This window comes from Euzebyella marina (genome assembly GCF_003687485.1).
Classification (GTDB): Bacteria; Bacteroidota; Bacteroidia; order Flavobacteriales; family Flavobacteriaceae; genus Euzebyella; species Euzebyella marina.
Genome location: NZ_CP032050.1, coordinates 643,696 through 663,784 on the forward strand (window position 1 = coordinate 643,696; position 20,089 = coordinate 663,784).

The window sequence follows — 20,089 nt, forward strand, 5'->3', positions numbered from 1 at the left end:
ACTTGCTAAATTCGGGAAAAGATTTGTGGGAAGGCCTTTTGATTCGCTGTTTGGATAAGTTATGGCTTGGAGGGAAATATGAAATATTTTTCTTCAAATATATCGGATCATATGCTTTACTTTTTGCTTTCGAATTATTAGGTCGTTTAGGTGTATAAATTTAAACCATAAAAAATTTATCTTCTCAAATCAACTCTTTAGCCAGTGCAATTGATTTTTAAAGGATTAGTTAATTGAATGTATTCAATTAATTGTTTGTATGACTATGTGGTTAAGACATTCAAATATTTTTCAGCAATACCCTTTTTATTCAATTCCTATTCAAACCAAAATTTCAAGTCTTTATGAAAAAAGGTCTCTTTTCTTGATCGATAATTTACCGGAAATAAACCAGGGCGGAATATTTTCCGCCCTTTCTTAACTAACTAACAACTCAACAATTAAGCTATAACTATTTATTCATTTCATCTCTTACCGATTTAAGCCACACGTCGTGCAATTGTAAGAGTTCGTTTAATTTTTGTGGATTAGTTTCGGCTAGATTATTTTGCTCTCCTATATCCTCATCTAAATTCACCAAAAAGAGTTCGGGGATTTGCTTTTGTTTCATTTCTCCTAGTGGTTCATTTACGTTGCCAATAAGTTTCCAAGGTCCTTTCCGTACAACCCATTGTGCGGTGGTATCATCATAACCGCCCAACTGCCAGTAAACTGTTTCATGTTGCGAACCATCTTTAGCATTTTTAATAATAGGCATTAAGCTTTTTCCGTCCACTTTTAATCCGGTGATGTCAATGTTGGCCAAGTCGGCAACTGTACTGAACCAATCCGTTTCCATGGCCAGTTGCTCACGTACCTCATTGGCAGGAATTTCTTTAGGATATCTAATAATGGCCGGAACTCGAATCCCACCTTCGAACATGCTGAATTTACTTCCACGATATGGGCCTGCATTTCCACCACCATAGAAAGCTCTAGCTTCCTTCGAGTGGCCATGATCTGATTGAAAAATCACGATGGTATTTTCAGTAAGACCATTTTCATCTAGGTAAGTCAAAACTTTACCAATCTGTTCGTCTGTATTCGATAAAAATGATGCGTACTCCTTTCTCGGAGTTGGAAGGTCTTTATAATGATCTAGCCATTTTGGAGTGCCCTGATATGGATAATGTGGGGCATTAAATGCCCAATAGATAAAAAATGGTTTTTCGCTTTGATTATTTATAAAGCCCTTTATCTCATCAACCATTAAATCTGAAAAATGCTCCCCAGGATAATAGACTTCCTCCTCATTTCTGTATAAGTCATGTTTATTGGGGCCATCCCAAAAAAAGAAATGTGAATAATTGTCAATACACCCTCGTTGATGTCCAAAAAAATAATCAAAACCTTGACCATTTGGTAGGTTTTGAGGGCGATGCCCTAGATGCCATTTTCCAATTAATGCGGTGCTATAACCATTATCCTTTAACATCTCCGCCATAGTGATTTCCTCTGTTGGAAGTCCGTATTGACCTGTCTCCTCAGCCCTTTCTGGAATAGGTACGTTATTGGGGAGTCCTGCCCTTAAGTTGGTTTTGCCTGTCAACAGTACGGCCCTTGATGGAGAGCAAACAGGAGCTCCGGCATAGAATTGGGTAAATCTTACGCCTTCTTTTGCCAACCTGTCCATGTTTGGCGTATATAAATCAGTAGCTCCATATGCGTTCAAGTCAATCGAGCCCTGGTCATCCGTAAGTATTACAATTACATTAGGTGCCTTTTTTGAATTTTGTTGAGACCAAGCTAAAAAAGGAGCTATCAGCCAGCATAAATAAATTAAATGGTTGTTACTTATTTTCATATGCTTATTTTATATTTTCTAGTACCCTGGGTTTTGCTCTAAATTTGAGTTTAACAAGATTTCCCTATCGGGTAATGGCCATAGGTAATCCCTGTCAGGGTTGAAACTTCTACTTTCAATTACATTACCATTTTGGTCTAGGCCATCTTCGTTCATTACTACTTCAGCAGTACGCCATCTTACTATGTCCTTGTAGTAAAGCCCTTCTCCGGCGAATTCCACTCTTCGTTCTAAACGTAATGCTTCCCTAAACTCTGCTTGTGAAAGTCCGGCCATAACGTTGGGCATGTCTACTGATGGCCTGTTCCTAACTTCGTTTATGGCATCATATGCTCTAGAAGTTGGGCCATTCAATTCATTTTCTGCTTCTGCGATGGTCAATAATATTTCGGCATATCTAAATAGAATCGGGTTAATCTCCGATTGGTTCGGCTGTGGAGCCGTTCTTGATTCATTATCAGTAAAGTAGGTGTACTTTTTATAGGCATAACCCGTTAAATCGGCGAACAGCTCATCTCCTGTGACTAATTGACCATTGAACATCGATCCAATAGTGATTAAGGTTTGGTTTAAACGTGGGTCTCTATTTTCAAAAGGGCTTTCCGGATTATAAAGATTCGATTCTTCAATGCTTTGACCGTCTGTCATTAAATATGCATCGACCAAACTTTTAAAAACATTCCCCTGTTGGAAAAGTTCATGATAGTTATTGGTGATTTCAGGAAACTGAAATCCCACATCAAAGATTACCTCACTATTTCGTTCATTTTCTAACAAGAATAGTCCTCGGTAGTCTGGAAAGAGGCCGTACTCATTCAAATCAACTACGGCTTGCGCAGCCTCAAGAGCTTCCGACCATCTTTCATTATATAAGGCCGACCTTGCCTTTAATGCTAATGCAGTACCTCGAGTGGCTCTTCCTTGGTCTGTACTGGAATACGATACGGGTAATATATTGATTGCGGCATCTAGATCAGAATAGATAACCTCCAGAATTTCCTGTTTTGAGTTTCTAGGTAATTGACCTTGAGTGTTATTATTGGGAGGGTCCAAAATCAAAGGTACCCCACCGTAGTACTCTATGAGATTGTGATAGTAAAAAGCTCTTAAGAAGCGAGCCTCTCCGATGTATCTTGCTCTAAGGTTTTCATCCATAGGAACCGCATCAATATTTGCCAAAAAAGTATTGGTTCTTCCGATGCCTTCGTAGGCAATTTGGTATCTGGAATTAATCAGGGGTAGTGTCGGATTATTGTCTCCACGAGCTATGGAGGAGGCGCCACTTCCATCATCAATTTCAAAGGCATTTGGGGTGATATCCTCCAACTTTAGCAACCATGATCCTTCGCCATAGTAAGGCCCTAATAAGGGCTCATAGCAACCAGTGAGGGCTGCAGCTGCATTATCTTCGGAATTCCAATAGGTTTCAATCGAACTTTGATCGGCTGGTTCAAGTTCTAAGAGTTCCTTGGAACAACTGATAGACATTGAAATACAGATAAAGAATATATATAGGGATTTAAATCTTTTCATGATATTTTTATTAGAATGAGACGTTAAGACCAATGGTGTAAATTTTGGTCGAAGGGTAATCAAAGAAGTTGTTCCCAATTAAATCGGTCTCAGGGTCAAAATCCTTTAATGGGGTAAATGTCAAAAGATTCTGGGCGTTGCAGAATATTGACAATTTTGTCATTCCAATGCTTTCAAGCACCTCGGCATTAAAATCATAGGCCAATTGGATATTTTTCAACCTTAAATAGGAAGCATCTAGCAACCAATAGTCACTTGGTCTAAATAAGGTTGCTTGAGTATCTTGGTATCTGGTCAGAATAGGAAAACTTGCATCCCTGTTTTCAGGAGTCCAAGAATCATTCGCCCAACCCACAGGTAACGAGGTTCCGAACCAAAATGGCACCCCGGAAACATGTTTGTTATAAGTCTGCACTCCCTCAACACCTTGCCAAAAAGTATTTAAGGAAAAGTTTTTATAACCAAAATTGAGATTGAAGGAATAGGTGTATTTTGGAATGGTATTACCTTCGGCCTGTCTGTCATTTAAATCGATAACGCCATTGTTATCAAGGTCTTTATATTTAATATAGCCAGGTTGAGTATCTGTACCTTGAAATGCATGAGCATCAATTTCTTCTTGAGATTGAAACAGTCCATCGGCCTGATACAGTAAGAATTGGTTTATTGGATTTCCCTCTTGCGTAATATTGAAAGGTCCCCTACCGTCGGTTGAATTGTCCTCCAATATGATTTCACCATTAAGGTCGACCACTTTATTGGTAATATATGTTACACTTCCTGAAAGATTGTATCTGAAATTTCCAAAATACTCTCTATGTCCGAGTGAAAATTCTATCCCGTCGTTTTCTATAGCACCAATGTTGCGAATGGGTCCTCCTAGGGAACCTACCTGAGAAGGGATGCCGACAGGTCTTAAAACGTCTTCGGTAGTTTTATCAAAGTATTCAAAACTAGTGGTAAGTTTTCCGCCGAAAAAACTTGCATCAACACCAATGTTGGAAATCGTTGTGGTTTCCCAAGAAATTCCATCATCATTATCAACTAATACTGCTGTACCTGGATTAATGACATTGCCAAAGGTGTAATCCTGTCCAGGGGAAATTAAATCAAGATATCTAAAAAATCCGATTCTTTCATTACCCAATTGTCCCCAAGAGGCTCTTACTTTTAGTTGACCTAGCCAATCAATATCTTTTAGAAAGTTTTCTTCATTAATTCTCCAGCCGGCAGACATAGACGGGAAAAACCCCCACTTGTTACCTGGAGCAAATCTAGATGAGCCGTCATATCTAAAATTGGCCTCAAACAAATATTTACTATTTAAAACAAAATTTGCCCGACCAAAGTAGGATACAAGACTGGACTCAGTGGATGTGCCACTTACGATAGGGTTGGTGCTCCCCGCATTGAGTTCGTAAAGATTATTACTTAAGTACCCTTCGTTGGAGGCCGTGAAAAAACTGTCATCAAATTTTTCGTAACTCGTACCTAATAAAATACTTAAATCAGTTCTGTCCGTGAAAGATTTATCCCATTTAAGGGTGTTGAAAACGGTCCAGTTGAAAGATTTATCATCCCTTTGATCAACGCCGCGTTGCTGTCCGGCAAAAGTTACGTATGGGTTACCACCCGCTTGTATTTGTGTAGGTTCTTTGGTTTTAGCATCGTAAAGTGTTATTTGAGGTGTAAAGATTTTACGACGTTCATTTTCACTGGTCAAACCAATGTTCAATTTGTAAACAATGTTGAGGGGTAATTTGATTTCCGCAAAAGTATTTAGGAATAGTTTTATGTTGCGGATATCCGTGTCTCCCTCGTCCGTTAAGGCTAGTGGACTACGAAATCGACGGTGACCTGGGATGTCGAAAAAGTTCATTCCATAATTTCCGTCTTCCAATTTTGTAGGATGATAAGACTGTGCCTTGAAAATCATTTCCATGACTTCTGGTATGCCTACCACTGGTTCATCTCTCGTCTTATACGAGAAGTTGAAAGTACCTCCAATGGAAACAAATTTGTTCAAGTCTGAATTGACCGTGAAATTAGTGTTGTATCGTTCAGAATCGGTGCTTCTCAAAACACCATTTTGATCAAGAATTCCCAAAGAAAGTGCATAGGTCGATTTAGAACTGCCTCCCGTAAACCTTAAATTGTGCTGTTGTATAAAAGCAGGGTCGAACATGATATCATACCAATCATTATTAGGATAAGTAAATGGATCGGTCTGCATACCTTGACGATATTCTTCAATTAGGCTTTGTGGAAATACTAACGCATCCTCGCTAGTACCAAAATTCAATTGAGCTTGGGAATATAACTCCATCCATCGAATCGGGTCTTTCACTACTCGAGGTAAAGAGATAACCTCTTGTAGACCGACCGAGTTGCTATAGGATATTTGAGATTGTTCGGAACCTTTTTTTGTTGTTACGAGTACAACACCGTTCGCAGCTCTCGAACCATATATAGCGGCTGAAGCGGCATCCTTTAAAACCGTTACACTTTCAATATCGTTAGGATTTAAATCGTTGATGGGGAACTCGATACCATTGACAAGAACTAAGGGGTTATTGTTGTTTAAAGTACCCACGCCTCTAATTCTGATGGTGGCTCCATCATTTCCGGGTTGTCCGCCCACTTGATTGATATACACCCCTTGAATACCCTGTAAGGCCTGACTTGAACTGGTAATAGGTCTGTTCTGCAAATCTTCACTATCAATGGCACTTACGGCGCCTGTCAAGTTCAGTTTTTTTTGCGTGCCAAAACCAACCACTACTACCTCTTCCAACCCGGCAGCACTTTCTTCCAGGGTAATGTTGACCGAATTTTGACCATTCACAGGAACTTCTTTTGTGGCAAAACCGATATACGAAATGACTAAAGTAGCGCTAGATGAAGAAAGACTTAGGGAGAAGTTTCCGTCAAAATCTGTTTGTGTACCATTGGTTGTTCCTTGTTCAAGGACATTTGCACCTGGGAGGGGTTCTCCGTTGGAATCTATAATCGTTCCTGAAATTAAAAAGCTTTGAGGCTTTATGCCATTGTTTATTTTTAATAATGGAGTATCTGACAATTTAATAATTGTCACCTGTCTGTCGTTGACATTAAAGCCAAGATTAAATCTATTTAAAACTGGTTTTAAAATAGATTCCAATGTAGCATCTTCTTTGGCTACCGATACCTTTTCTCCTTTCGGTAATATATCATCCCTATAGAAAAAGATGAATTTGCTGTTTCTCTGTATCTCATTGAGCAAGTTTTCAAGTGAAACTTGTTCCACTTTAATATTCATTCGAGTTTGGGAAAAGGTATCATTTGCCATCACCGTAGTCAACCCGAACGTTAAAAGTAGTACGATGGTTCTCATAACTGATTTGATAATGTGCTTCGCAGTAATATTACCCGATTGAGAGGCACATCTTGGGTATTTATTCATAATTTTGTTATTCAATTAGTTAATTATTGTTAGTAGCGATAATTCTAATATCAGCCAGTAAGTGTTGGCGCACTTGCTGGTTTTTTATTTGACTATTACTTCATAAGCATTTGAGTATTTGGTTTATCTGGTTAATATAATTTTATCCTTTTCTATATTGACCTTCACTTTGGTGGTCATCTTAATATTCTCAAGTACCTTGCTGATATTGTCCTTTAAATCCAACTTCCCTGAAAAGGTCTCCTTAGATAATTGCTCATCGGCAATTAGTATTTCTACGTTGTAGTATCTAGATAATTTTGAAACAATGTGGTCCAACGGTTCCCGTTTAAGACTTAAATAACCCTCTCTCCATCCAAAATAATCATCAACATCAACTTGATATTTGTCAATCTGAAAAGTTGTAACATTTAGGCTTGACAGTGTTCCAGGTTGAATTACAAATGATTTTGATTCATCCTTCAGATAAGTAAGCTTGATTCTTCCACTTTTTAGAACAGTCTCTAAATGTTCGTCTTCCAAGTATGCGGAAACATTGAAAACAGTACCAAGAACCTCGATTTCTTGATTTTCAGAAAGCACCTTAAATGGTTTTTGGGTATTATGAGCTACATCAAAAATCGCCTCTCCTTCCAAATAAACTTCTCTATACCTATCGTTTTCATTAAATTGAGCAGGATAAATTAATTTAGAACCGGAATTGATCCATACATGAGTGCCATCCGATAAAATCACATCTAAACGTTCTCCATACGGAACTAGGATTGTATTATAAATAGATTTTTTATTAACTACAGCTCTTTGATTATAAACCTTTCCCTTTCCAAAATCTACATAAGAACCATTGGGCGAATATTGAACCGTACTCGTACTATCGATAGCAATATTCTCACCTGCCCCTAAGACGACAGTTGTTTTATCAAGCGATTTTATATCAACTCTGGGAGTTTTATCCACAAAATCTTGTAAACCTTTTTCTGCCTTATTGTGGTTGCCTAAAAACAATCCTAAGAGAAGTATAACACTTGCTGCGGTACCGAAAAGAATGTAATATCGATTACGTTTTCTTTTCCTATTCAAATTCGTTGCTGAATTCATTAAACGGCGACGCAATGCTCTTTTTTCCTTGTCAGTTAGTGAATTGTCTTTGTCAGTTTTCATCTATATAAGTTCCTTATAATCTGCCCTATTTGCAGAATCAAGTTGACCGGTCTATTAATAAGAGTCTAAAACTCTATCGTTATAGACACATAAATGAAAAAAAATTAAAAGAGCAGAGATAGAGAAGTGTTGCGGAGGGTTTTTATTGCCCTATATAATAAAGTGCGGGCCGAAGAGACCGATAAATTTAATAATTTGGCAATTTCCTCATACGACCTATTTTCTTGGAAGCGCATTTCTAGAACACTTTTTTGATGGTCTGTTAGTTTGGAAAACTTTCGCTCTAATTTGTAATTGCGCTCTATCTGTAGTTCAGAATTGATAATATTTTCCTCATGGGAGGAAACTAACTTCAAGTCGTTGGCAATTTTATTGGCTTTACTGTCCCAGATAACATTTACATGTTTGACCTTTAAATTATTGTGTTTGTAAAGTCGCCTTTTAAAACAAGTGATTACATAGCCCTGCACATTGGTAACATCTGAGAGGTTCTCATGAGATTTATAAAAGTCTAAAAACAAATCGTGAATTTGATCTTGTACGATATTTCGATCGTTAATAATCTTGATCCCTATATAAAAAAGTTTGTCGACATATAAATCATATAGCTCACCCAAAGAATTCAAATCGCCTTGCTGCAAACCCTTCCAGGCCTCTTGGTCAGCTAAACTTTCGTAGTGATTTATTTGCTCAATTTTAACCATATGAGGAATCAATGTTGCAATTCTAAATAATTCTGATTGTTAATTAACTATTTTAACCATTGATTTTTTACAACAAAGACATCAAATATATGATTTTTTTATATATGTAATAATTTAGGGTTTGTGTGATATGCCTTTTCAATAAGAAGAATTTCTACCTGTGCGTACTAAAAAGAACCTTCTTTTTTTATTCATAGGAGCCAAAGACTATTTTGGGTAGCAGTAATTATTTGTAAAACTAGGATGGCAATTGACGAGAAATATGTCTCAAATTAAAATGAATGAGAATGGTTCTTGATTTCAATCGTTGTTTCTATAACTTATAATTCTTCAAGCCTTTTTTGGAGTTATTACGTTTTCCATTTTTGTTTCAATTCATTTGAATAGCACTCACTATTTGCAGACGAATTATTACATTATTGCGGTTAATGACTTTTAACTATGGCTCTTATTTCTTTTTGAAAAATCTCGTTCTCCAAACCAATTGAAAAAAGTGAATTTTTAGTGATTATACGTGTTTTTATAGCTTTTTCCATTATTGGAATGGTGCATGAATTTGTCATGGAGTATAAAAATTAGTGCAATACCAAACCACATTAAAATTACCTACATTAGTAGGTCTAAGGATACACCTATGAAGTTAAACTATTTAATTCTCTTAACGGGTATTTCAATTAGTCTTAGCTCCTGCAAAGATGCAGTTGAAAAAAAGGAAATACCGGCGAAGCCCAATATCATTTTTATTATGAGTGATGACCATGCCTATCAAGCAATAAGTGCTTATGGTGGGCCTATGGCTAAATTGGCACCCACACCCAATATAGACCGTATTGTCGAAGCAGGTATGCGATTTAACAATTGCTTGGTGACGAACTCTATATGCGGACCATCTAGGGCCACCATTCTTACCGGAAAATACAGTCACCTAAATGGATTTATTGACAACACGATTGGTTCGCAGTTTGATTTCGATCAGCAATCGTATGCCAAGGTTCTTCAGAAAACTGGCTATAAAACAGCTACAATTGGAAAACTGCATTTGGGAGGGACGCCCACTGGTTTCGACTACTATGACATTTTACCCGGACAAGGGCTATACTACAATCCAGTTTTTATAAATCAGGAAGGGGAATATACCGAAGAGGGCTATGCTACGGAAATCATAACCGAGAAGTCATTGGATTGGCTTGATTCGGTCAAAAATGACGAACAACCGTTTATGCTGATGATGTGGCATAAAGCACCCCACCGTGGATGGCAGCCGGGCCCCAACGAACTTGGTATGTACGAAGATGTGACCTTCCCCGAACCGCCCACCCTCTTTGATGAATACGAAGGCCGAAGAGAAGCGGCCGCAGCGAATTATATGTCCATTGCCGATGCGATGAGATTGGAGGACGATTTGAAGCTAAGTGAAAATCCTCCTGGCAATATGAATGAAGCACAGAAGGCACAATGGAAAGAAATATATGATCCGATTCTTGAAGATTTCAGAAAAACCAATCCGCAAGGAAAAGAACTCGTTAGCTATAAGTATCAGCGATACATGCGTGATTATATGGCCTGTATATCGGCAGTAGATAAGAGTGTTGGTGCATTGCTTGACTACTTGAAGGAGTCAGGTTTGGATAAGAACACGATAGTCGTATATTCTTCCGATCAAGGATTTTATTTAGGCGAGCATGGTTGGTTCGATAAACGATGGATGTACGACCAGTCTCTGAAAACCCCGTTGTTGGTTAGCTGGCCGGGAGTTACGGAAGCCGGTTCGGTCAATAATGAATTAGTATCGAATCTGGATTTTGCTGAGACTTTTATTGATATAGCCGGAGGGGAATTTCCGTCTGAGATGCAGGGGAGAAGTCTGGTGCCTGTATTGAAGGGTGAAACACCAGATGATTGGAGGGAAGCTCATTATTACCACTATTACGAGCACCCATCGGAGCACGTCGTACAAAGACATTATGGAATAACCACCGACCGATATAAGCTTATCCATTTCTACTATGAGATGGACCTTTGGGAATTGTATGATTTAAAGAAAGATCCTCAAGAAATGAACAATGTGTATGATCAAAAGGCCTATGCCGATGTACAGGCCAAGTTGCATAAAGAACTCGAAACCCTCCGAGGTCAATACGGCGACAGTGATTCTCTAAATCAACAATTCATTGAGGAGTACCATAAAAAGGTAGAGAAGAACCCCTATATCGAGTATTGGAAGTTTCCTAGGGAAGAATTGATGAAAATATTTGGGAGCCAGTCAGAAGAAAAGAATGAATCAAAAGAATAGCGATTGCTATTTTCAATTTATCTGGAATGATAAAAATCGATTGACTTAATTCAACGCTTTATTTTTCAAAAATGATCTCTAAGATTTTGAGTATGAATTATACAAGACGCTTTTTCCATATGAATTGCAGATTTCGATTCGTTTAATTGGTGCCACCGTGATTTGTTGGTGGAATAATTTAGTGAAGCTATGAGACCAACAGCTACATTTTTAGCAAAATTACGGGATAATGAGTTTGAAGAACGTTAATGATGTTTTAGCCCATTTTAATTTTGCTAATTATATTTAAGATCTCTAATCTTTTTTCCGCTAACCTTTTTGATAAATTTATATAGGTGGCTTTCATCAACAAATCCAAAATCGTATGCCAGTTGCTTATTGTTGGATTGCCCATTTTCCAACCGCTGTTTTAGTAAAGCATATCTATACTCCTGGGTATATTTTTTAAGGGATGTTTCCATTTTTTCTTTAAAATATATCCCCACGTAGTTAGGGGAAAGGTTGAAATACTCTGCAATCTTTTTATGCGTTAGCATTTTTGGGTCGTAAATGTTCAACTCGATATATTCCAGAATCTTTTCTATTTTACTCCCCATATTATCTCTAACACGTTTAGATTCAAATTCAACTAGATTTCTTTTCAGGATAACCACTAAAGCCTTAAAGAATTGAAAAATGATTTTACGGCTTAGTATAACATTCCTATTATACTCCGAAACGATCAGATATAATAGATTTTGAATAAGGTTTTCATCTTCTGGGTGTTTAATTAGATTTCCTTTATTACGTTGTTCGGAATTTAATAATATATCGACATCCTTATTCCATAAGGCTGGGTTATCAACATCATCAGTATCCAGATAAAACTTCGTGAATTTAAAATAGATGAACCTTGTTTTTTCATGTACCTTAAATTCATGTTCGTCCTCTGGCCCCAAGAGATATAAGTGCCCAGTTTTATAAGGTATCGCTTTATGGTTTAGATAATGCACTCCAGTACCTTTTGCTATAAATATTATTTCGAAATGGTTGTGGTTGTGAGCGGGATGGTTCCATACATCGGTATAGAAATCATTGACTACTAATTTGTTAAATTGTTTATAACGTTTCATGATTGAAAAGTACAATAAATCAATAGAAAAGTACAATCGAGGTAACTTGATAAATGGTTTACTTTGAAAAAAGAATAAAGTGCAAAAAGAGACGACAGCTTACACTTTGGCTCGTTTACCAATAGCGGTAAGTTTTATAGGGCATGGAATTGTGAGAATACCAAAAATCAATCAATTTTCAGAAGGGATGGTTCAAGGGTTTTCTGAAACTGTACTACCCTTATATATTGTTGAACCATTTTCGATTGTTCTGCCTTTTATTGAATTCTTACTTGGGTTGACTTTACTTTTAGGATTACGGATCAAGCTCATTTCAATGGCAGGAACGATCCTAATATGTATACTCATTTTTGGTTCTTCGTTACAGGGAAATTGGTCGGCAGTGGGTACACAAATGTTCTATGGACTTTACCTTACGGGTTTGTTTCTTTTTGCTGATTATAATAATTCATTTCTTGAAAAGATAAATCGACCATTAAGTAATATTAAGGGCTTGTAGGGTACTAATTGCAGAACATAATCTAGGCAATAACTGAATCGTTAGCCATGAAAGATTGCTTTGATATTGTAAAGGAAGAAAAAGCAAAAATCTTGGAAATGGATATTTTCAAAAAGAGTGTAGGTGTAAATGTTCTGGTTCTGGTAAAATTGAGCAATCTATCTATAGGATAATTATTTTAGCCTCATTTATATCTGGTGACTCGCTGAGAGTTAATAGGGGTGTACAAATGAAATTGATTAACCATTTTTGATGATATGAAAAAGTTGGTATTTCTACTGGTATTGGTTTCCGGAATTCTAGAAGCGCAAGTGTACAATACTGTTAAGGTGAATGATGACTTATATATGGTTGGTGACAGGACATTTTCAGTATTTTATGTCACAGATTCTTCCGTAGTGGTGATAGATCCCATCAATAAAAATCATGCTGAGGCGACCCAGAAGGCTATTCGTGAGATTACAGATTTACCTATAAGTCACGTGTTCTATAGCCATAATCACTGGGACCATATAAGTGGGGCGGCTATATTCAAATCGGCAGGTACGAAGATTATTAGTCATGAAATGGCAGCTAAGAATATTACTCCAAATTCGGTAGTATTAAAACCCGATGAAACCTGGACCGGAATGAAAAATGAAATTATAATCGGAAATAAAGAATTGGAACTTTATTTCTATGGAAGAAATCATGGTGACGGAATGACGGTTTTCAGATTTGCAGAAGAAAATATTGTTTTTACCATAGATCTTGTTGTTCCAGACAGAGTGCTCTACGCCTATTTACCTGATGCTGATCCTCAAAATTGGGTATCCTCTCTTGAAAAAATTGATGAATTGGAGTTTGATAAATTGCTTATGTCTCATGTTAGAGCTATAGGTACCAGAAAGGATCTGCATTTGGTCCAAGAATATTTTAAAGATCTATATGAGGCTGTTCAGCTGGAATTGGATAAAGGAACAGCTTTTTTTGAAATACCGGAAACCGTTAAACTTCCAAAATATAAAGAATGGAAGAACTATGATGAATGGCTGCCTATGAATGTTTGGCGCATCCTAATGGAAAAATCAATTGGAAAATAATAAAAGATATGGCTATGAAAAAGTTACAAATTGGAAATACTGACCTTCATGTTGCACCAATTAATTTGGGAGGAAACGTTTTTGGATGGACTTTGGATGAGAAAGAATCCTTTAAAATTTTAGATGCATTTGTAGAAAGAGGATACAACTTTTTAGACACCGCGGATATGTATTCGTATTGGGTTAAAAATGACGAAGGGGGTCAGTCTGAGACCATAATTGGTAAATGGATGAAAGAAAGAGGGAATAGAGAAAATATTGTGCTTGCTACGAAAGTAGGTGGTGAAACTGGAATACACCCAGTGGATACTAGCAAAAAACATATTTTAAAGTCAGTAGATAAGTCTTTGGAGCGTTTAAAGACAGATTATATAGACCTTTACTATACACATTTTGATGATGAAGAAACGCCAGTCGTTGATACACTGGAGGCCTATGACGAACTGGTAAAGGCAGGTAAGGTCAGATATATTGCGGCTTCAAACCTATCTCCTCAAAGACTTGAGGAGTCTTTAAAATCCTCAGAAGAACATGAATTACCTCGATATCAAGCATTACAACCACATTATAATCTTTTGGAGAGAGAAAATTATGAAACGAAATATGCACCCTTAGCAGAAAAATATGGTTTGAGCGTATTTCCATACTGGTCTTTGGCCTCGGGATTTTTAACAGGAAAATATCGATCAGAAAAGGATTTGGGCAAAAGTGTTCGAGGGGAAAGTGTCAGGAAATATCTTAATCCGAAAGGATTTAAGACATTAAGGGCTCTAGATGAAGTTTCTCAAAAACATAATACTTCGCAAGCCACTGTTTCACTTGCTTGGTTATTAGCACAACCCAATCTTGGAGCTCCAGTGGCTAGCGCTACTAAAAAGAGCCATTTAGAAACATTATTTGCGGCTTCAGATATTCAATTAACAAATGAAGATTTGCAATTATTAAATGATGCTAGCACATATTAAATAGATAGTTATTAGCACTAGGAGTGCGTATCATAAAAAACCTGTTCAGAGCTTTTAATGAAGTAACGTGAGAGCTATGGACAGGTTTTTTATTATATCCAACCAACAATCTTTTTCCATTCCTCGATTTCTTTTTTTCTTCGTTTAAAATCTGTAGGTGGCGATTGCTGGTTCTTTTTAGCCTGTTTCCTGATGAGTTCAGTTTGTTCTTCAATTGAATTAAGACCGATAGATTTTCGCCTTTGATTCACCATTTTCAAGTCATCAAAAAGATTAGGGCTCAATTCTCCATTTTCGTCCCAATCAAATTGAGTTCCATAAAGTTGTGGTTTATTCGCACAAACCGCTATTCGGTCGGTCAAGTAAGCCAAATTTTTAGAATTGGCTTTATTTTGTTTAACCGCTATATCCAATAGTTGTACGCACTTTTTCATAAAGTTAGGTTGGCCAATAGAATGTTGTATTATTAACCAAGCTGCTTCATTTGCTTCTTTGCCAACTTTGTCAACTGTAGGATAGCCTATTTTGTCAATTATTTCATTGAGAGTTTTTGCATTTTTGTTGTGGATTTCAGCCATTTCTTGATTATAGCCATCGCCAAGTTTTCCACTTTCAATTAGCTTTTCACGAAATTCCAAATCAGAATTTTTCAGTTCGATTATATTTTCTGCAATCTCGTTGTAATTCACATTTATTATAGGCTTTCCAAAGAATATCAGAGTGCTTTACGGAATTTTCCGATTTCAAAATATCGCATGGAACATAAATCCTTTTCTTAATTACATTTTGTTTTTCAGCAAATTCCATTTTCCAACAGCCGTATAAATCAAATTCCGAAAAAGTATGGTTCTGTCCGAAAATAGAACTTACGGCTAATAGTAAAATGGCTAGCAAGTGGTATATACTTTTCATATTGGTCTTAGCCTCAAATATTGCTCCAAAATTACGATCAACGTTTGCGTAAAACCGTCAGTTACGGGTAATTATTCGTTGGTTTTCGATTTAGAACTGCCATTAGCAATTCCGAGAGGATTTGGACTTAGTCGAATCCGCCTAATTGCGGTTATACAATCTTTTGCATAGTGCTTCTTTCTATTTTCTTAAAGAACGATTTTAAGTCGGATGCCAAAAGTTCAGGTTGTTCCAAAGCGGCAAAATGTCCACCTTTTGGCATATCCGTCCAATGTACGATGTTCAGTCCCTTTTCTATATACTTTCTCGGTGGAACAGGTAATTCTTTTGGGAATTTCGCAAAACCTATCGGAACATTTACATAATCTTTTTCTTTAAAAACCAAAGGACTTAAACTTATGCCATGATAAATTTTCATCGAGGAATAGATTGTCTTCGTAAACCAATAGAGACTGATATTTGCAATCAATTCATCCTTTGAAAAACAGTTTTCGATGTTTCCATTATGATCACTCCAAGCATTGAACTTTTCGACTATCCATGCACAGAGTCCAATAGGTGAATCGTTAAGTCCGTATGACAATGTCAAAGGTTTTGTACTTTGCATAATTGCATATGCCCCTTCTTTTTCATTCCAGTTTTTCAAGTATTCCTGATACTCTTTGACTTCATTGTCCTTTTCGTCTACTGAATAGGGTTTGTAGGAGTCGGAAATATAGTTAAGGTGCAGCCCTATGATATTTTCAGGGTGTTTCTGTGCCAATCGGATACTAATTCCAGCTCCCAAATCCCCGCCTTGCAATCCGTAGTTTTGATAGCCGAGTTCAAGCATTAATTTATGCCAAATTTCGGCTACAAAACCATAGTCGACATCATTTTTTATTTTGTTTTCTGAAAATCCAAATCCGATGATTGACGGAATGACCAAATCAAATTCGTCTGTTAAAAACGGTATTATTTTTAGCATTTCTAAAAACGAACCGGGCCACCCGTGGGTAATCAAAAGAGGTATTGCATTTTCTCGGTTACTTTTGATATGAAGAAAATGAACTTTTAAATGGTCAATTTCGATTATAAAATTTGGGAAGGAATTGATGTTGTTCTCGATTTGTCTCCAATCAAATTTTTGTTCCCAGTAATCGGAAAGTTCTTTGAGATAAGTCGTTTCAGTTCCTAATGCCCAGTTGGAACTTTCGGTTTCCTCTGACCATCTCGTTTTCCTAATCCTTTCCTTTAAATCGTCTATTTCGGATTGCGGTATGTTTACTTTAAATTCTTTTTTCATCTTTGCTTTTCCGCATTATGCACAACATTGTAATATAAATCATATGATCTATATATCATTTATATTTGGAACTTAATAGTAATTCTTCCCATCATCGCAAAGAACTATGGCTAGTTGGCCAAACAAATCTTTTTATAATTTAAGATAGTGTTTAATCGCTTTATAATAAGTGTTTTACAAAAGTATAATGCTTACATTTAGCTATGGTTAAAAGACTTTTCGCAATAATGCTGTTTGTTTCGGTTTTTGGCCATTCACAGTCAAAAATCGATAGTCTACAACAACGGCTAGGTTCTGAAAAAGTAGATTCCACCAAGGTGACCTTGCTCTTGGCCCTTTCAAGTGCTTATCGATATGAAAACCCAGAAAAGTCAGAAGAATACCTTCAAAGTGCACTTACCCTCGCTTCCCGCATTCGTGATAAAAAATACGAGGTTAGGGCCTTAAATGCTTACGCCGGTTTACTAAACGGTCGCTCCCAAAACGATTCTTCCATCACGTTTTACAAAAAAGCCTTGTCACTAGCCGAAGATATTGAAGACAATTCTGGAAAAGGCATTGCATTGATAGGATTGGGCACTACCTATACGGCTAAAGGTGATTTGGAGCTGGGCGAACAGTACCATGTTCAAAATCTTACTTTTTCTAAAAAGCTAGAGGATTTGGAGGGAATTGCCAGCTCGTATAACAATTTGGGTAATATTCATAATGAAAAGGGGGAATACAAAAAGGCCATGCAAGCCTATACCGATGCCGCCAAAATCAATACCGAAATTGGTAATGTAAAAAATGCAGGAATCAACATGGCGAACATCGCGATGATCAGTCAAAAACTGAATGACAGTGAAAAGGCCATCAACTATTATGAGCAAAGTGATAGCATTTTTAAAAAAGTGGATTTTCTTCCTGGTCGGGCCTTTGTTCTAAAGGGCATGGGAATGATATATCGAAATCAAGAGAATCACGATAAAGCACTTGACAAGTACCAGCAGGCACTGGAAAGTTATAAAACGATGGACCTGAAACGAGAAATGTGTCAAGTCTATCAAAACATTGGAAACATTTTTTCCGACCAAAAAAAATCGCAACTCGCCATACATAATTATCATAGATCATTGACTATTGCCCATGCCATTGCAGACTCTATAAACATAGCTATGACCAGTCAGTCTTTGGGTCAAGAATTTTTTTACGAAAAGCAGTTGGATAGTGCAGCATTATATTCAGGGAGCGCGGTAAAGTTGGCCCAAGCCTTGGGAATTGATCTTACGGTAATGGATGGCTACAAAACGCTTTCTGAGGTAAAATATGCCGATGCGGATTATAAAGGGGCTTACGACTACAGAATTCAATATCAAACCATGCGAGATAGCCTTTACAATATTGAAAAGCGAGACCTTGCCGCTGATATTGAGGCCAATTATCAAAATGAACAAAAGACCAAAGAAATTGCCTTGTTGGCATCGGAAAAAGAGGTGCAGACCTTACAATTGGGCAAAAGAAAAAACGAGCGCAATGGCTTGATAGTATTGGCCCTATTTATTTTGCTTTTGGCTGCTTTGTTGTACAATCAATTTCGCATCAAACAAAAAGCCAACAAAGAACTACAGCAACTTGACCAATTGAAGTCCAATTTTTTTGCCAACATTTCACACGAATTCAGAACGCCGCTTACCTTAATCAAAGGTCCGATTGAGAGGTTGGAGCAAAACCCCGATGAAAATCTTGATCGGGAAGAAGTAAAAATGATTCGAAGAAACACCAATAAAGTTTTAGGACTGGTGAATCAGCTGTTGGACCTTTCGAAGATTGACGAAGGAAAATCCAAAATAAAATCTACCGAAGGCGATGTTTTTAAGTGCTTGCGAACAGCAGCCAGTTCATTTAATTCGCATGCTGCGCAACGTAAAATTGATTATCGGGTGAACGTTCCAAACGAAACCTTCTGGGCATCTTTCGATAGAGATAAACTAGAAAAGATAGTGTACAATCTTTTAAGCAATGCCTTCAAGTTCAGTGAATATGGCGAGCATGTTTCTTTCAAGGCTTTTTATGCCAATAATGAGTTGATTATACAGGTTTCGGATTCGGGTCGTGGTATTTCTGAGGAGAAACTTCCGTTTATCTTTGACCGTTTTTACCAAGTGGATAACAGTCTTACCAAAGAGACGGAAGGTTCGGGCATAGGTTTGTCCCTTTCCAAAGATTTGGTAGAGCTGATGGACGGAACCATTACGGTTTCAAGCGAGGTGGGAAAGGGCACTTTTTTTACGGTTCATATTCCCATGGAAAAAATTAAGGCACCGCAACCTTCAACTAGTCCACCCATTAAAGACGTGAGGTTGACGACCGATTTGCCTACATCTTTTGAATTGCCAAATAAAGATGCACGTAATCTTCCTGAAATATTACTTATTGAAGATAACGACGATATGCGGCATTACATCAAGAACCAACTTCTAAATGACTATCGTGTCGTTGAAGCGACAAATGGCGATTTAGGACTTAAAAAGGCATCTTCAAGTTCTCCCGACTTAATCATTACAGATTTGATGATGCCAAAAATGGATGGAATGGCACTCTGTAAAAAATTGAAGACCAATATTGAAACAAGCCATATTCCTATTATTATGTTGACCGCCAGAGCTGGTGTGGAAAACAAGATTGAGGGTTTGGAAACGGGGGCCGACGATTACCTTACCAAACCATTTGAAGCCAAGGAATTGATGGCGAGGGTCAAGAATTTAATTGGGCAGCGGCAGCGTTTACGATCTTATTATCGGGAAAATGAAAATACCGTTCATCCTGAAAAGATTACCACAACTTCGTTGGATAGAAAATTTCTTGAAAAGGTTTTGAACCTTTTACAAAAGGAATATGCCAATCCAGATTTCGGAGTACCTCAAATGCAACAAGCCCTTGCAATGAGCAAAACGCAGTTGCACCGAAAAATTAAAGTACTTACCAATGAATCTCCAGGGGAGTTGCTGCGTAATTTTAGATTGAAACGTGCAGCCCAATTATTATCACAAAAGGCAGATACTGTAACTCAGGTTGCCTATCAAGTTGGCTTTAACAACTTATCTTATTTCGCTAAATGCTTCAAGGCGCTCTACGGTGTCTCCCCATCTTCGTATTAATTATTGAAAGTTAGAACAGTATTTGGAACCATAGTGTCACTTTTTGGTCTTATGCTGTCAGTATCGATTCACGACGCAACCTAGTTTTGGTGTCATTCCAAACGTTTCCCCACTGTTT

Annotated in this window: 14 protein-coding genes; 6 read left to right on the top strand and 8 right to left on the bottom strand. The window is 37.3% G+C overall.

Annotated elements, in window-relative coordinates:
• Positions 1 to 451: 451 nt before the first annotated feature.
• From D1013_RS02630 to D1013_RS02650, 5 genes are all read right to left on the bottom strand, one after another.
• Positions 452 to 1,843: a sulfatase family protein gene (locus D1013_RS02630; RefSeq protein ID WP_121847406.1), complete on the bottom strand. Its 1,392-nt coding sequence runs from the start codon at positions 1,841 to 1,843 to the stop codon at positions 452 to 454.
• Positions 1,844 to 1,861: 18 nt separating this feature from the next.
• On the bottom strand, positions 1,862 to 3,376 hold the full coding sequence (locus tag D1013_RS02635) for a RagB/SusD family nutrient uptake outer membrane protein (RefSeq protein WP_121847407.1): 1,515 nt from the start codon (positions 3,374 to 3,376) through the stop codon (positions 1,862 to 1,864).
• Between the two features lie 10 nt (positions 3,377 to 3,386).
• Positions 3,387 to 6,818, bottom strand: coding sequence for a SusC/RagA family TonB-linked outer membrane protein (locus D1013_RS02640; protein WP_121847408.1), 3,432 nt, complete (start codon positions 6,816 to 6,818; stop codon positions 3,387 to 3,389).
• A gap of 123 nt (positions 6,819 to 6,941) precedes the next feature.
• A complete protein-coding gene (locus tag D1013_RS02645; RefSeq protein WP_121847409.1) occupies positions 6,942 to 7,979 on the bottom strand; it encodes a FecR family protein in 1,038 nt (345 codons plus the stop codon).
• Between the two features lie 104 nt (positions 7,980 to 8,083).
• On the bottom strand, positions 8,084 to 8,683 hold the full coding sequence (locus D1013_RS02650) for an RNA polymerase sigma factor (protein WP_121847410.1): 600 nt from the start codon (positions 8,681 to 8,683) through the stop codon (positions 8,084 to 8,086).
• Between the two features lie 634 nt (positions 8,684 to 9,317).
• Here D1013_RS02650 and D1013_RS02655 point away from each other — a divergent pair.
• The gene (locus D1013_RS02655; RefSeq protein ID WP_121850569.1) at positions 9,318 to 10,976 is read left to right on the top strand and encodes a sulfatase family protein; all 1,659 of its coding nucleotides are present in this window, start codon (positions 9,318 to 9,320) and stop codon (positions 10,974 to 10,976) included.
• Between the two features lie 275 nt (positions 10,977 to 11,251).
• Here D1013_RS02655 and D1013_RS02660 read toward each other — a convergent pair whose 3' ends face one another.
• Positions 11,252 to 12,088 carry an AraC family transcriptional regulator gene (locus D1013_RS02660; protein WP_121847411.1) on the bottom strand — a complete coding sequence of 279 codons (837 nt, stop codon included), beginning with the start codon at positions 12,086 to 12,088 and terminating at the stop codon, positions 11,252 to 11,254.
• A gap of 79 nt (positions 12,089 to 12,167) precedes the next feature.
• Between D1013_RS02660 and D1013_RS02665 the strand changes: the two genes are divergently transcribed.
• The 4 genes from D1013_RS02665 (at position 12,168) to D1013_RS02675 (ending at position 14,634) form a co-directional block, all read left to right on the top strand.
• Positions 12,168 to 12,587 carry a DoxX family membrane protein gene (locus tag D1013_RS02665; protein WP_121847412.1) on the top strand — a complete coding sequence of 140 codons (420 nt, stop codon included), beginning with the start codon at positions 12,168 to 12,170 and terminating at the stop codon, positions 12,585 to 12,587.
• A gap of 47 nt (positions 12,588 to 12,634) precedes the next feature.
• Entirely contained in the window at positions 12,635 to 12,760 is a 126-nt protein-coding gene (locus D1013_RS20575; protein WP_262688823.1) for a hypothetical protein, read from the top strand.
• A gap of 84 nt (positions 12,761 to 12,844) precedes the next feature.
• The gene (locus D1013_RS02670; RefSeq protein WP_121847413.1) at positions 12,845 to 13,669 is read left to right on the top strand and encodes an MBL fold metallo-hydrolase; all 825 of its coding nucleotides are present in this window, start codon (positions 12,845 to 12,847) and stop codon (positions 13,667 to 13,669) included.
• Complete coding sequence (locus D1013_RS02675; protein WP_317125490.1) at positions 13,615 to 14,634, top strand: aldo/keto reductase; 1,020 nt, start codon at positions 13,615 to 13,617, stop codon at positions 14,632 to 14,634. The genes D1013_RS02670 and D1013_RS02675 overlap by 55 nt, the downstream gene beginning before the upstream one ends.
• Positions 14,635 to 14,726: 92 nt before the next feature.
• Here D1013_RS02675 and D1013_RS02680 read toward each other — a convergent pair whose 3' ends face one another.
• Both D1013_RS02680 and D1013_RS02690 read right to left on the bottom strand, forming a co-directional pair.
• Complete coding sequence (locus D1013_RS02680; RefSeq protein ID WP_121847414.1) at positions 14,727 to 15,323, bottom strand: DUF6624 domain-containing protein; 597 nt, start codon at positions 15,321 to 15,323, stop codon at positions 14,727 to 14,729.
• A gap of 374 nt (positions 15,324 to 15,697) precedes the next feature.
• The gene (locus D1013_RS02690) at positions 15,698 to 16,831 is read right to left on the bottom strand and encodes an epoxide hydrolase family protein (protein WP_121847416.1); all 1,134 of its coding nucleotides are present in this window, start codon (positions 16,829 to 16,831) and stop codon (positions 15,698 to 15,700) included.
• A gap of 203 nt (positions 16,832 to 17,034) precedes the next feature.
• Here D1013_RS02690 and D1013_RS02695 point away from each other — a divergent pair, with 203 nt between their 5' ends.
• Positions 17,035 to 19,971 (top strand): hybrid sensor histidine kinase/response regulator transcription factor, encoded by a 2,937-nt coding sequence (locus tag D1013_RS02695; RefSeq protein ID WP_121847417.1) that lies wholly within the window; start codon positions 17,035 to 17,037, stop codon positions 19,969 to 19,971.
• Positions 19,972 to 20,089: the final 118 nt, after the last annotated feature.